The following is a 13796-nucleotide window of genomic DNA, read 5'->3' as shown; positions in this document are numbered from 1 at the left end:
GAAATTTGACTGGCGGGAGAGGGCGTCAAGAAAACGGACGGCGCGAGCCCGCCGGCCGCGGAGCGTCAGCCAGCGGCGCGGGCGGGCCGCAGGGGCGGCTTGGCGCGGTAGGGGTAGTCCATCTGCGCGGCGATCTTGTCCCGGGCCTCGGCGCCCGCCAGGCGCTCGCAGAGGTAGAGCCCGAGGTCGATGGAGGTGGAGACGCCCCCTCCCGTGATGACGTCCCCCTCGTCCACCAGCCGCTCGCGCGTGGTCTTGGGGGTGTACTCGGCGAGGAGGCCGTAGGCGGTCGGGTGGGTGGTGGCGGTCTTGCCCTCGAGGAAGCCCGCCGCGCCCAAGAGGAGCGAGCCCGTGCAGACCGAGACCTTGAGGGGGCAGGCGCGCGCCGTGCGGAGCCAGCCGACGAAGCCCTCGTCCTTGCGGAGGGCGCGGCTGCCCATCCCGCCCGGGAGGAAGATGAGGTCGAAGCCCTCGAGCGTGGGCGGCGCGGCGTCGGCCCGGAGGCGGAGCCCCGCGCCGTCCCGCACCTCGGGGGTCCGGGCGCAGACGGTCCATTCGAGGTCCGGCCGGAAGCCCATGCCCTTGAGGCGGGTCACGGCGTCGTAGAAGCCCACGAAGTCCAGCACGGTCAGGTCGTCGTACAGGATGAACGCTATCTTCATGGGAGCCTCCCTCCGCTAGTTGCTCCGAGCACCAAGGCGCGCCGTCATTCTGAGGGAGCGCAGCGACCGAAGAATCTGCTTCTGTCTTCGGTCATCCAAGCAAAAGCAGATTCTTCGCTTCGCTCAGAATGACGGCCCAAAAAGTTCGAAATGACAGCTTTTTCCGCTGGCACACCGGCCCATCACCGGGCTCTCTCAGTCCGGCTTGGTCCGCTCGGCCTTCTCGCCGGGGGCTGGGCTCCAGGTGTGGGTGCCCCGGCTGATGATGGCCTCGCGCCCCCCGTGCCTCGCCACGAGCGCCGCCTGGTCGCGCTTCGCCCGGCGGTCCGTCTCCTCGGGGTCGAGGATGCTCCGCAGCAGGGCCTCGAACTCCTTGAGCGTCCCCTGGTGAGCGGGCTCGGGAGCCAGGTCGCGCAGCTCCTCCGGGTCGGCCTCCAGGTCGAAGAGCTCGGGCCGGAAGCCCACATAGTGGATGTACTTGAACCGTCCCCTTCGGAGCATGTAGGCCGCGCTCTTGGCGCCCCCCGCGTGGTACTCGCTGAAGACCCAGCGCCCGGGCTCGTCGGGCCGCGCGAGGGTCTGGAGGAGGGAGCGCCCCGGCAGATCGGCGTCCTCCGGGCCGGGCGCCGCGCCCACGCACTCCAGGATGGCCGGGTAGCCGTCCACGAGGGAGACCGGGGTCCGGCACACCCGCCCCGCCTCGACCCCCGGCCCGGCCACGATGAGGGGGACGCCGGCCGACTCCTGGTAGAGGTTGGACTTCCCCCAGACACCCCGGGCGCCCAGGCTCTCCCCATGGTCGCTCGCGTAGACGACCCGGGTGGTCCGGTCGAGCCCCGTCTCCCTCAGCGCGCGGAGGACGCGCCCCACGTTGTCGTCCACGAAGCTGACCAGGGCGTAGTAGGAGGCGACGGCGAGGCGCCTCCGGCCGTCGTCCGCGAAGAAGTCGTCGTAGGCGTAGGAGCCCCTGAGCGCCCGGATCCAGGGGTGGCGCGCCTCGTCCGGCATGTCGTGGAGCTTGGGGAGGGGCATCTCCTCCGGGGGGTACATGGCGCAGAACTCGGGTGGGGCGATGAGCGGGAAGTGGGGGCAGACGAAGGAGACGTAGAGCATCCAGGGATCGCCCGGCTTCTCCGCCGCTCGCCGCTCCAGCCACTCCCCGGCCAGGCGGGCGATGTCGCGGTCGTAGCGGTTGTAGCTCGACTCGCCCGCGCCCACCTGCTCGGCGTACTTCTTCGAGGCGTGGCGGTAGGGCAGCTCGTCCCGGATGGAGCCGAGGAGGTCGCCGACGCCATCCACGACGTGCATGGGCTGGAGCTGCTCGTCGAAGCCGGTCGGGTCGAGGGCGTTGCGGAAGTGGAGCTTCCCGATGGCCGAGACGCGCCGTCCGGCCCCCTGGAGCCGGTGGCCCCAGCCGGGCACCCGGCCGTCGTAGGGATGGGCGTTGTCCCAGTGCCCGATCTGATGGATCCAGCGCCCGGTGGAGAAGCTCGAGCGCGAGGGGACGCAGATGGGGCTGTTGCAGTAGGCGTCCGGGAAATAGGCCCCCGAGGCGGCGAGGGCGTCGAGATTCGGGGTCCGGACGATGGGGTGGCCCGCGCAGCCCAGCGCCTTGGGGCTGTGCTCGTCCGTCATGATGAAGAGGAGGTTGGTGGGCCGTGCCATCCTCTCTCCGCCGCCGGCAGGGTTCTAGTTCTTCGCCATCACGAACACGCTCGACACCGCGCCGGGGCCTCCCAGGGTGTGGCCGAGCGCCCGCTTGGCTCCCTTCACCTGATGCTTCCCGCTGCGGCCCAGGAGCTGGTTCGTGAGGTGGGCCACGACGCGCGCCCCGGTCGCCCCGATGGGGTGGCCGCAGCTCTTGAGGCCGCCCGAGGTGTTGACCGGCAGCTCCCCGCCCAGGCGGCTGGAGCCTCCCTTCACGAAGGCGGGGGCCTCCCCCTTCCCGCAGAAGCCCAGGTCCTCGTAGTTCAGGAGCTCGGTGATGGTGAAGCAGTCGTGGACCTCGGCCAGGTCGAGCTGCTCCCGGGGGTTCGTGATGCCCGCCTGGGCGTAGGCCTGGCGGGCGGCCTCGCGGGTGGCCTCGAAGCCCAGGAAGTCGAAGCGCGGGTTGAAGGCGGTGGTGATGTAGCCGGTGGCGCAGGAGAGGCCCATCCCCTCGATGAGGACGTAGTCCTTCTTGCCGAAGCGCTTCTCGGCCAGGTCGGCCCGGCAGAGCACCACGGCGGCCGAGCCGTCGGTGGTGGGGCAGCAGTCGAAGAGGCCCAGCGGTTCGGTCACCATCGGGGCCTTCAGCACCTGCTCCTTGGTGATCTCCTTGCGGAAGTGGGCCTTGGGGTTCAGGGAGCCGTGGTAGTGGTTCTTCACGGCGACCTCGGCCAGGTCCTCCTTCGAGGCCCCGTACTCGTTGAAGTAGCGCGTCGCGAGCACCGCGAAGCTGCCCGGCGCGGTGCGGCCCTTGGCGTACATGGGGTGGAGCTTCTCCACGTGCTGGGCCACGAGGCTCCCGCGCGGGGGCACCTCGCGCATCTTCTCGGCGCCCACGGCGAGCACCACGTCGTAGAGCCCCGACGCCACCGCCATGGCGCCCATGCGGACGGCTTCCATCCCGGTGGTGCAGTAGTTCGCCACGCGGGAGACGGGCTTGGGGTAGAGGTTCAGCGCCTCGGCGAGCGAGGGCCCGCCCGTGCCGTCGAAGCCCCAGCCCAGGGGGAGGTAGGTGCCGAGCCAGGCGGCCTCGACGTCGTCCCCTGTGATGCCCGCGTCCTGGTAGGCGTCGAAGACGGCCTCCACCACGAGGTCGTTGTAGCTCTGTTCGAAGAGCTCCCCGAACTTCGTGATGCCCGCGCCGATGATGGCCACCTTGCCCGAGATGTTCTTGGTCATGGCGATCCCCTTTGGCCGATGTATCCGCAGGGGCGGTTCGCGAACCGTTCCTACGGGCGTCCTTGGCCGCGGATGTTAGGCGGGCCGCAGCTTCCAGAAGTAATTGTAATACCCATCCCCCCGGTGGAGAAGCCTGAAGACGAGCTCCACCTCCGCCCCCACCTTCACCCATTTCTTGTCGTGGTCCGTCATCTGGGCGTAGAAGCGGCCTCCGCCGTCGAGGTCCGCCGTGGCCATGCTGATATAGCCCTCGGGCGAGGGAGGGAGGTAGTCGTGGGTGAAGGTGTAGATCTTGCCCCGCCGGGAGAGCTTCTTCTCGTCCCACTGGTCCTTGGTCCCGCAGCCGTTGCACACCCGCTGGCGGGGGTACTGGACCTCCCCGCACTTCCGGCACTTCCCGGCCCGGAGGCGCATGCTCGCCCGGCTCTCCTTCCACAGGATGCTCGGGGAGCTGAAGGGGCGGATCTCCTCCTCGGGCCCCATCCCCCGGAAGCGCAGCCACTTGCCGTAGGAGGAGAGGGGCCTCGCCCGCTCGAGGGACCACGCCACCCCGCGCGCGGCGCGCAGTTGATGAACTTTCTCCGTCGCCCGGAGGAGGAGGGCGTCCCCCCCGCTCCCGTGCCCCGCGACCAGGATGTGCTCGCCCGGCTCGGCCCCCTGGAGAGCCTCGACCAGGGCGAGCAGGGGTGCCGCCGCCCCCGCGTCCCCCAGGCGAGCGACGAGGGGGCGCTCGGGGTAGGCCCCCTGCGGGAAGCCCAGCTTGGCGCAGATGCCGGCGTGGGTGCGGGCGTCCGGGGCGTAGACGAGGACGCGGGCGATGTCCTCCCGCGTGGCGCCCGTCTTCTTGAGGAGGCCCTCCACCGTCGCCGCCGTCTGGCGGATGTAGCCGTAGTCCTGGATGAACTTGGCGTCCCCGGCGAGGACCTCCCCCTCGCCCGGAATCCGCCAGCGATCGATGAAGTCCTCCGTCCAGGAGTGGACCGCCTCGACCTCGGCGGCGACATCTTCCCCCTGGCCCACGATAACGGCGGCGGCGGCGTCGCAGAAGGCGAGCTCGTCCGGGCCTCCCGGCCGCGCGGGCCTCACCTCGGAGGCCACCACGGCGGCGCGCTCGGCCGAGCCCGCTTTTACGGCGTCGAGCGCGGCGAGCAGGGCCGAGGTCCCGGCCCGCAGGGAGCCCGTCAGATCGGCGGCGTAGAGGGTCTCGGGCAGGTCCGCCGCGGCGGCGAGGACGGCCGCGTTCGACTTCTCGGCGTAGGGGAGGCTCGTCGAGGCGAGGTAGAGGGCGCCGACGGGAGCCTCCCCCCAGCCCGCCGCGTTGATCAGGGCCTCGACCCCCAGGGTGATGGCGTCCTCGTCGAAGCCCGCCACGGGACGGGAGGCCTTGGCGTCCCCCGCTCCCCACACCGCCCGGACCGCCTCCCCTCCCAGCCGGTAGAAGGGCACGTAGGCCCCCACGCTGACGATGCCCGCCATTTTCCCTCCAGGATTGGAATTATCGAAGAAAGGCCAGGGCCATGATTGACGCGAACCGGGGGGCAGTCAAGGACGCCGGGGTCTCCTTTGCGCCGCCTCCGCGGAGAATCCGGGAAAAATGATATTGCAGTTGCTTTATAGGTAAGATACAGTTGTTCTATCAAGCAAGGAGGTGGTATGGACCGGACTGCGGAAGGCAATTGGCTTCTCCTCATCCATCGCATCCCGCCGTCGCCTGCCTATTTCCGCGTCAAGATTTGGCGCCGGCTGCAGGGCCTGGGGTCGGTGGCCATCAAGAACTCGGTCTACGTCCTCCCTCGGACCGCCCAGACCACGGAGGACTTCCAGTGGGTCGTCCGGGAGATCGTCCAGGGGGGAGGGGAAGCCTCCCTCTGCGAGGCGCAGTTCGTGGACGGCCTGACGGACCAAGAGGTGCGGGCGCTCTTCCAGGAGGCCCGGGGCGCCGAGTACGCCGAGCTCGCCCGGGAGGCCCGCGCGGCGCAGGAGGCCCTGGCCGCGGGAGGGGAGGGAGGCAAGCGCGAGAACGACGGCGCGGCACTTGCCCGGCTGCGGAAGCGCCTCCACGAGATCGCGGCCCTGGACTTCTTCGGGGCGCCGGGCCGGGAGACCGCCGAGGGCGCGGTGGCCGCCCTGGAAAGCGCGCTGCGCCCCGCCGGGCGGGCCGAGGCCGGGCCGGAGGCGGCCCGCCGGCGGGCGGACCTCCTGGAAGGGGCCGAGGGCCGCACTTGGGTCACGCGGCGGGACGTCCACGTGGACCGGATGGCGAGCGCCTGGCTCATCCGGCGCTTCATCGACCCCGATGCGCGCTTCCGCTTCGTGTCCTCCAATATCCATTCGCCCGGGCCGGGCGAGATCCGCTTCGACATGTTCGAGGCCGAGTTCACGCACGAGGGGGACCTGTGCACCTTCGAGGTCCTGCTGGAGGGCGCCGGACTGGACGACCCGGCCCTTCGGACCATCGCCGAGATCGTGCACGACATCGACATGAAGGACGGCAAGTTCGGCCGCGAGGAGGCGCCCGGCCTGGCGCGCCTCTTCGACGGCATCGCGCTGAGCCAAGCCGGCGACGAGGATCGCCTCAAGAACGCGGCGGCCGCACTGGACGGCCTGTACGCATACTTCAAGGGGAAGCCCATCGCCCCGTGACGGCGGGGCGGGGAGAAAGGAGTCTTCATGCTGAGCGGCATCGAGCGGATCAAGGCGGGCGCGGTGCGGACGGTGGCCGAGCTGTGCGCGGCGGCGGCGGTGACGGCGCCCAAGTCGGGCGGGCAGCTCTTCCTCAAGGGGAGGCCCCTCTTCATCGAGACCGTCATCGTGGACGACAAGCCCACCCTCAAGCGCCTGGCCGAGTGGATGCGGGCGCGGGGGCGGGAGCGGCGGCAGGAGATCTGGTTCCGCGACGCGGCCATGGCCGAGCGCATCGACGCCGTCCTCTTCATCGGGCTCAAGGACTGGTATCCCCCCATCTACGACTGCGGCATGTGCGGCTACGCCACCTGCGCCGAGTTCATGGAGGCGGCGAAGGCGCTGCGCGAGAGGAGCGCGGACCTGGAGTTCATGGGCCCCCAGTGCAACCTCCGGAACGTGGACCTGGGGATCGCCGTGGGCTCGGCGGCCAAGGCGGCGAGCCTGAATAACGTGGACAGCCGCTGCCAGACCCGCATCGCCGTGGCCGCGCGCAAGCTCGGCCTGATCCAGGCCGAGGCGGCGGTGGCGCTCTCCCTGAGCGTGACCCACAAGAACCCGGGCTTCGACAACCGGATGCCCCCCGTGGACTTCGAGGCCGAGCCGGTGCGCTCCCTCCCCGGGACGGGCACCCGGCCGGTCAAGACGCCCCAGGGCCGGTGGGAGCACCTGCCCCATTACGTGCCCGAGGAGTAGGCCATGCAGCCCTTCATGGCCATCGTGCTCGCGGGGATGGTCTCCCGCCTGGGCTACCAGATGGCGCGGAGCCCGGTGCTGCCCCGCTTCGCCCAGGACCTGGGGGCCGCCCCCGAGCTCCTGGGCCTCATCGTGGCGGCCTCGACCGTCACCGGCATCTTCGTCAAGCTCCCGGCGGGCGCCCTCTCGGACGTGCTGGGAAAGAAGCGCATGATGCTCCTGGGCTGCCTCTTCTTCGCGCTTCCGCCCTTTCTTTACCCCTTCGTGACGGGGCCCTACTCGCTCCTCCTCCTGCGCTTCCTGCACGGCTTCGCCACCGCCATCTTCTCGCCGGTCGCCTCGGCCTACGTGGCCTCCCTGGCGGAGGAGGGGAGGGGGGCCAAGCTGGGCTGGTTCGCCTCGGCCACCGACATCGGGGCGACCGTGGGGCCGCTCGCCGGAGGGCTGGTGCTCTTCGCCACGGCGGGCTCCTACACCGCCACCTATCTCCTGGTGGGGGCGCTGGGCGTGCTCCCCCTCCTCATGGTGCTGCGCCTGCCCGAGCGGGAGGAGGAGAAGCCGGCCGGGGACACCCTCTCCTCGCGCTCGCGCCGCTTCCGCGAGGGGGTGGCCGAGGTGCTCTCCAGCCCGCCCATCCTCATCGCGTCCTCCCTCGAAGCTATGATGTACGTGGGCTACGGGGCCTTCCTGGGCTTCCTGCCGATCTACGGCAAGGCGGAGGGGCTGAACGACGCCCAGATCGCCCTCGTCCTTGGGGTCAAGCTCGCCACCGCGACGGCGGTCAAGCCGCTGACGGGCGGGCTCTCGGACCGGGTGGGCCGCAAGCCGGTCATCCTGGCCGGGCTGGTGCTGTGCGCCGCGGTGCTCCCGCTCCTCTTCCGGGCGGCGGGGTTCTGGCCCCTGATGGGGCTCTCCCTCCTGCTGGGGCTGGGCGTGGCCGCCGTGACGCCCTGCACCACCGCCCTGGTGGCGGACCTCGTGAAGGCGGGCCGGATGGGCTCGGCCATGGGCGTCTTCGGCACCATCTGGGACATCGGGGAGTCGGCGGGGCCCATCCTCGCCGGCTTCCTCATCGCCCGGATGGGGTACGGGAGCGCCTTCGACCTGATCGCCCTCCTCATGCTGGGAGCGGCGGCCGTCTTCGCCCTCGCCGTGCGGGATCCCGCCCCCCCGGCGGGGGGGCCCTCCGCTTGACGAAAAGGCGGCCGGGCTCGCCCCGCGTCCGCCCGGGCCGGGAGTTTCATGCGCGATAGGACGATCATCTACTGCACCGCCTTCCTGCGCAGCATGGGCATCGGCATGGCGAGCGTCCTGCTCGCCCTCTACCTGGTGAAGACGGGCCACGGCGCCTTCCAGGTGGGGCTGGTCGTCGCCTCGGGGCTGGCTGGGATGGCGGCGGCCATGCTCTTCGTGGGCCTCTTCGCCGACCGGCTGGGCCGCCGCGCGGTGCTGTCCGGTCTCTCCCTTCTCGCCTTCGCGGGGAGCTCCCTGGTGATCGCCGGGAGCTCGCTCCCCGCGATCGCGCTCGGCGCCTTCCTCGGGATGCTGAGCGGCTCGGGGATGGACCGGGGCGCCATCTACACGCTCGAGCAGGCCATCCTCCCTTCGACCGCGCCGGACGAGAAGCGCACCATCGTCTACGCCGGGCACGGGATCGCCCTCGACACCGCCCACGCCCTGGGGGCGCTCCTGGGCGGGGCGCCGCCCCTCCTGCGGGCCTGGGCGGGGATGGATGAGGCCCTCTCTTTCCGCTGGGTGCTCGCCGTCTACCCGGCCATGAACCTCCTCTCGGCCTTCCTTTTCCTGCGCCTCTCCCCGGCGGTGGAGGAGGCGCCCGCCCCCGGCGGAGCGTGGGGCTGGAGGGTGAGCCCGCGCTCGCGGCGGATCATCTTCCGGCTGGCCGCCCTCTCCGGCCTGGACAGCGTGGGCGGGGCTTTCATGCCGGGGGCGCTGTTCGCCTACTGGTTCTTCCGCCGGTTCGGGGTGGAGGAGGGCGCCATCGGGGTCCTCTTCGCGGCGAGCCATGTGCTCTCCGCCTCCTCCTATATGGCCGCCGCCTGGATCTCCCGGCGCATCGGGCTCCTCAACACCATGGTCTTCTCCCAGCTCCCCTCGAACCTCCTCCTTGTGCTGCTGCCCCTCGCCCCCTCGTTCCAGGTGGCGGTGGCGACCTACCTCCTCCGGGAGTTCATCTCCCAGATGGACGTCCCCACCCGGCACTCCTACATGGTGGCCATCGTGGGCCCCCGGGAGCGATCCGCCATGACGGGGATGACCAACCTCGCCCGGGGGGTGGCCCGGATGACGGGACCCTCCCTCTCGGGCTACCTCATGGGCTTCGTCTCCCTCTCGGCCCCGCTCTTCATCTCGGCCGGCATCCGCATGGCGTACAACTACCTCCTCTGGCGCGAGTTCCGCGCCATCAAGCCCCCCGAGGAGCGCTGAGCGCGGCGGCCCAAACGGATATACTGGAGCCGCGCGCCAGGACCCCGCCGGGAGAATCGTCTTGGAGATGATTTCCGCTGAACGGAAGGGAGTCTCCTTCGCCGTCGGCGCGGCCCTCCTGTTCGGCCTGAGCACTCCCCTCGCGAAAATCCTGCTGGGAAGCGTTTCGCCCCATCTCCTGGCGGGGCTCTTCTACCTCGGATCGGGAATAGGCCTGGGCATGGTCCTGCTCGGCCGGACCATGCGGTCCGGCACGGGCGGGGCGAGAGAAGCCCCTCTGCGCCTGCCGGACCTGCCCTGGCTCGGGGGCGCCATCCTGAGCGGAGGGATCGCGGGGCCGGTGCTCTTGATGGCGGGGCTGTCCATCACCCCTGCCTCGGCGGCTTCGCTGCTGCTCAACCTGGAGGGAGTGTTCACGGCGCTTCTGGCGTGGTTCGCCTTCCGGGAGAACTTCGACCGGCGAATCGCCCTGGGCATGGCGGCCATCGTGGCCGGCGGATGTCTCCTCTCCTGGGATGGTGCGCCCGGCTGGGGCGGGCTGGCCGGGCCGCTCGCCATCGCGGGCGCCTGCCTTGCGTGGGGGATCGACAACAACCTCACCGGACGTATCTCGGGCGGGGACCCGGTCCAGATCGCCTGCCTGAAGGGCCTCGTGGCCGGATTGGTGAACGGGGGCCTTGCCTGGGGGAGTGGCGCATCTCTTCCGGGGCTGACAACGCTCGCCTCCGCGCTCATCGTGGGTTTCTTCGGCTATGGGCTGAGCCTCGTCCTCTTCGTCCTTGGGTTGCGCCATCTCGGGACCGCGAGGACGGGGGCGTATTTCTCCTTGGCCCCTTTCATCGGTTCGGGCGTGGCCCTTCTCCTCCTGCGGGAGCCTCTCTCGGCCTCGTTCATCGCGGCGGCGCTTCTGATGGGCGGGGGGATATGGCTTCACTTGACCGAGCGCCACGAACATCCCCACGCGCACGGGGAGATGGAGCACGAGCACTGGCACGAGCACGACGCGCACCACCAGCACGGGCATCCGCCCGGCATGGACCCCCGGGGGCCGCACAGCCACCCGCATCGCCACGAACCCCTCGTCCACAGCCATCCCCATTATCCTGACCTGCACCACCGCCACCGGCATTAGGAGCGCCCTTGCCTCCTTCCGCCCCGGGTGCGAGGATGCTCCGGCGGCGTCGCCCGTTCCACAGCGAGAGGACCGGCATGAAGCTCCACGTCGAGTACTGCCAGAGGTGAAACTACCAGCCCCAGTTTGAGCAGTTGGCTCAAGCGCTGAAGAGGAAGTTCCCCCGGCTCGAGATTGCCGGGAACGAGGGCGGCAAGTTTCGCGTGGGCGCCTTCGAGCTCACCCTCGAGGGCAAGCTCCTCTACTCGAAGCTCCAGACCCACCGCTTCCCGAGCGAGTCGGAGGCGGAGAAGCTCATCCGGAAGCACCTCTAGGAGGACAATTCGATGGCCCGGAACGCGGCGGCCCAGGGCGTGGTGGAGGGCATCTTCCTCGCCTCGATCGGCAAGGAGCCCATGGAGGGCGTCCTCGCGGCCGAGGCCCTGGTGGGCAGGGGGCTGCGGGGGGACCGCTACTCCGAGGGCGCGGGCACCCACTCCTCCTCCGACCCGGGCTGCCAGATCACCCTGATCTCGGCCGAGGCCCTCGAGGCCATGGCCCGCGACAGCGGCATCGCGCTCCGCCCGGAGCACAGCCGCCGCAACCTCGTCACCCGGGGCGTGGACCTCGGGCGCCTCGTGGGCAGGCCCTTCCGCATCGGGGGGGCCCTCCTGCGCGGGGTGCGCATCAACCAGCCCTGCCTCCACCTCGAGGGTCTCATAGGAATTTCCGGCCTCAAGGCGGCGCTCGAGGATCGCTCGGGCCTGAACGCCGAGATCCTCGAGGGCGGGACCATCCGCCGGGGCGACCCGGTGGAAGAGGCCTGACGCATGCCCTGTCCCCTCCTCCAGGTCGACGCCTTCACGGCCGTCCCCTTCGCGGGGAACCCGGCCGCCGTCTGCCTCCTCGGCGCCCCGGCCGACCCGGAGTGGATGCAGCGCGTCGCCCGCGAGATGAATCTCTCGGAAACCGCCTTCCTCGCGAAGCGCCCGGACGGCTGGGGCCTCCGCTGGTTCACCCCCACCGTCGAGATCGCCCTGTGCGGCCACGCCACCCTCGCCAGCGCCCACGTGCTCTGGGAGGAGGGCCTCCAGAAGCCCTCCGAGGAGATCCGCTTCCACACGAAGAGCGGCCCGCTCGCCTGCCGCCGCGCCGGGGACTGGATCGAGATGGACTTCCCGGCCACCCGCGAGGAGCCCGCCCAGCCGCCGGAGGGACTGGCCGAGGCGCTGGGCGCCACGCCGAGGTACGTGGGGAGGAGCCGGTTCGACTTCCTGGTCGAGGTGGACTCCGAGGAGACCCTGCGGGCCCTCGCGCCGGACCACGCCCTCCTCCGGGCCCTGCCCGTGCGCGGGGTGATCGTCACCTGCCGCTCCGAGAGGCCCAAGTACGACTTCGTCTCGCGCTTCTTCGCCCCCGGCTCCGGCATCGAGGAGGACCCCGTCACCGGCTCGGCCCACTGCTGCCTGGGGCCCTTCTGGGGGAAGCGCCTGAAGAAGACCGAGATGACCGGCTTCCAGGCCTCGGCGCGGGGAGGGGTGGTGCGGGTCACGGTGATGGGCGAGCGCGTCCTCCTCGGGGGCCAGGCCGTGACGGTGCTCAGGGGCACCCTGCTGTAAAAGGATACAGTCGACCGCCCCTCCTGTTTTTTGATGCGCTTTTCCCCTCAATATCCGTTATTAACCGTTACTAGCGTGTCGGGGCCTCCTATTTTTTGATGCGCTTTTCCCCTCAATTCCCCTCAATTCGCGAGACGGCCTGCGGCGGGGGCGTCCGGCGCGCCGGGATCCGTAGGGGCGGGTTTCAAACCCGCCCCTACAGGCATGCCCCGCCCCCCGGAAAGATACCTCCTCCCGCCGCGCCGCCCGCTACCGCAATTTCGCGCAAATCGCAGCAATTTCGTGCTTCGGCCCGATCTGGGGCGGGAATCGGCTGCAGGGCGGCCCCCTGTGGCCGCCCTACCGCGCGGGTAGGCCGAGCGGTCCCGAGCCAGGGGCCTGCCCCGGCGGGCGGATACCCCCTCCCCGCCTTGCGCGGCCCGGCGCCGCGCTATATAAGAGCCGCTTCCGGCCCACCCGGCGCAATTCATCCGCAGGAGGCGCTCCGCATGAACGCGAGATTCGACCCGCAGGCCGTGGCCGCCCGGCGGCTGAAGGAGGTCCCCTTCTCGGGCATCCGCAAGGTGTTCGACGCCGTGACCAAGCTCGAGGCGGCGGGGCGGGACGTCATCCACTGGCAGATCGGGCGCACCGACTTCGACACCCCGGCCCACGCCAAGCAGGCGGCGGCCGAGAGCCTCGCGCGCGGCGACGTGCACTACGCCCCCAACGCGGGGATAGCCCCCCTCCTCAAGGCCATCGCCGCCCGCACCGAGATCGACACCGGGGTGGAGACCAAGCCCGAGCAGGTCATCGTCATGGCCGGGGCGAACGAGGGCATCCTGGTCTCCATGCTGGCCCTCGTGAACCCCGGCGACGAGGTGCTCGTCTCCGACCCCAACTGGCACCACTACAAGTCCTGCGCCTCCCTCGCCGGGGGCGTGCCGGTCGAGGTGCCCACCCGGGAGGAGGACAGCTTCGCGCTGCGCGCCGAGGAGGTGGAGAAGCGCATCACCCCGCGCACCAAGATGCTCTGCATCACCTCCCCGGGGAACCCGACGGGCACCACGGTCTCCCTCGATGAGCTCAAGAAGCTGGCCGCCGTGGCGGTCAAGCACAACCTCGTCGTGATGTCGGACGAGATCTACGCCCGCATCTACTTCCCCGAGCCCTGCGCCCCGAGCATCTACTCGCTGCCGGGCATGGCCGAGCGCACCGTCATCATCAACGGCTTCTCCAAGGTGTACAGCATGGACGGCTGGCGCCTCGGCTGGACGGTGGCGAGCCCCGAGATCACCCGCCACCTCCTCAAGGTGCGCCAGTACACGACAGTCTGCGTCAACACCTTCATCCAGCACGGGGCGGCCAAGGCCCTCACCGCGAGCCAGGACTGCGTGGAGGAGATGCGCCAGGCCTTCGGCGCGCGGCGCAGGGTCATCACCGAGGGGCTGCGCTCCATCGAGGGGGTGACCCTGGCCGAGCCCACGGGGGCCTTCTACGCCTTCCCCAACGTGAAGGTCTTCGGGAAGACCTCGGGCGAGGTGGCGGACAAGCTCCTCAACGGGCACGCCATCGCCACGGTGGACGGCGCCGTCTTCGGCACGAGCGGGGAGGGCTACCTGCGCCTCGCCTACTCCTGCTCCAAGGAGGAGTGCGAGCGCGGCGTCGAGCGGCTGGGCAAGGCGCTGGAGGGGATGAGGGGGTAGGGGAAAATCC

At 70.6% G+C, this 13796-nt stretch carries 13 protein-coding genes; 9 read left to right on the top strand and 4 right to left on the bottom strand.

From position 1 onward, the window contains the following. Positions 1–65 precede the first annotated feature (65 nt). The 4 genes from HYZ11_03525 to HYZ11_03510 form a co-directional block, all read right to left on the bottom strand. A complete protein-coding gene (locus tag HYZ11_03525; GenBank protein MBI3126656.1) occupies positions 66–662 on the bottom strand; it encodes a DJ-1/PfpI family protein in 597 nt (198 codons plus the stop codon). A 195-nt stretch (positions 663–857) separates the two neighbouring features. Next, on the bottom strand, positions 858–2327 hold the full coding sequence (locus HYZ11_03520; protein ID MBI3126655.1) for a sulfatase-like hydrolase/transferase: 1470 nt from the start codon (positions 2325–2327) through the stop codon (positions 858–860). 24 nt (positions 2328–2351) lie between these two features. Further along, on the bottom strand, positions 2352–3548 hold the full coding sequence (locus HYZ11_03515) for an acetyl-CoA acetyltransferase (GenBank protein MBI3126654.1): 1197 nt from the start codon (positions 3546–3548) through the stop codon (positions 2352–2354). Positions 3549–3623: 75 nt separating this feature from the next. Then, positions 3624–5024, bottom strand: a complete 1401-nt coding sequence (locus tag HYZ11_03510; GenBank protein ID MBI3126653.1) for an OB-fold domain-containing protein — start codon at positions 5022–5024, stop codon at positions 3624–3626. Between the two features lie 177 nt (positions 5025–5201). Here HYZ11_03510 and HYZ11_03505 point away from each other — a divergent pair, with 177 nt between their 5' ends. From HYZ11_03505 to HYZ11_03465, 9 genes are all read left to right on the top strand, one after another. Further along, complete coding sequence (locus tag HYZ11_03505) at positions 5202–6191, top strand: chromate resistance protein (GenBank protein ID MBI3126652.1); 990 nt, start codon at positions 5202–5204, stop codon at positions 6189–6191. 27 nt (positions 6192–6218) lie between these two features. Beyond that, entirely contained in the window at positions 6219–6926 is a 708-nt protein-coding gene (locus HYZ11_03500) for a hypothetical protein (GenBank protein ID MBI3126651.1), read from the top strand. Positions 6927–6929: 3 nt separating this feature from the next. After that, positions 6930–8120 (top strand): MFS transporter, encoded by a 1191-nt coding sequence (locus HYZ11_03495; GenBank protein ID MBI3126650.1) that lies wholly within the window; start codon positions 6930–6932, stop codon positions 8118–8120. A gap of 48 nt (positions 8121–8168) precedes the next feature. Further along, a complete protein-coding gene (locus HYZ11_03490; GenBank protein ID MBI3126649.1) occupies positions 8169–9371 on the top strand; it encodes an MFS transporter in 1203 nt (400 codons plus the stop codon). 67 nt (positions 9372–9438) lie between these two features. Continuing rightward, positions 9439–10503 carry a DMT family transporter gene (locus HYZ11_03485; protein ID MBI3126648.1) on the top strand — a complete coding sequence of 355 codons (1065 nt, stop codon included), beginning with the start codon at positions 9439–9441 and terminating at the stop codon, positions 10501–10503. A 134-nt stretch (positions 10504–10637) separates the two neighbouring features. Beyond that, a complete protein-coding gene (locus tag HYZ11_03480; GenBank protein MBI3126647.1) occupies positions 10638–10817 on the top strand; it encodes a SelT/SelW/SelH family protein in 180 nt (59 codons plus the stop codon). Positions 10818–10829: 12 nt separating this feature from the next. Next, on the top strand, positions 10830–11309 hold the full coding sequence (locus HYZ11_03475; protein ID MBI3126646.1) for an MOSC domain-containing protein: 480 nt from the start codon (positions 10830–10832) through the stop codon (positions 11307–11309). A 3-nt stretch (positions 11310–11312) separates the two neighbouring features. Continuing rightward, complete coding sequence (locus HYZ11_03470; GenBank protein ID MBI3126645.1) at positions 11313–12101, top strand: PhzF family phenazine biosynthesis protein; 789 nt, start codon at positions 11313–11315, stop codon at positions 12099–12101. 488 nt (positions 12102–12589) lie between these two features. Further along, entirely contained in the window at positions 12590–13786 is a 1197-nt protein-coding gene (locus HYZ11_03465; protein MBI3126644.1) for a pyridoxal phosphate-dependent aminotransferase, read from the top strand. The last annotated feature ends 10 nt before the right edge of the window (positions 13787–13796 follow it).

It is taken from the genome of Candidatus Tectomicrobia bacterium (genome assembly GCA_016192135.1).
In the GTDB taxonomy this organism is placed as follows: domain Bacteria; phylum UBA8248; class UBA8248; order UBA8248; family UBA8248; genus 2-12-FULL-69-37.
Note: the sequence above shows the minus strand (reverse complement) of the source record. Positions and strands in the feature narration are given on the sequence as shown.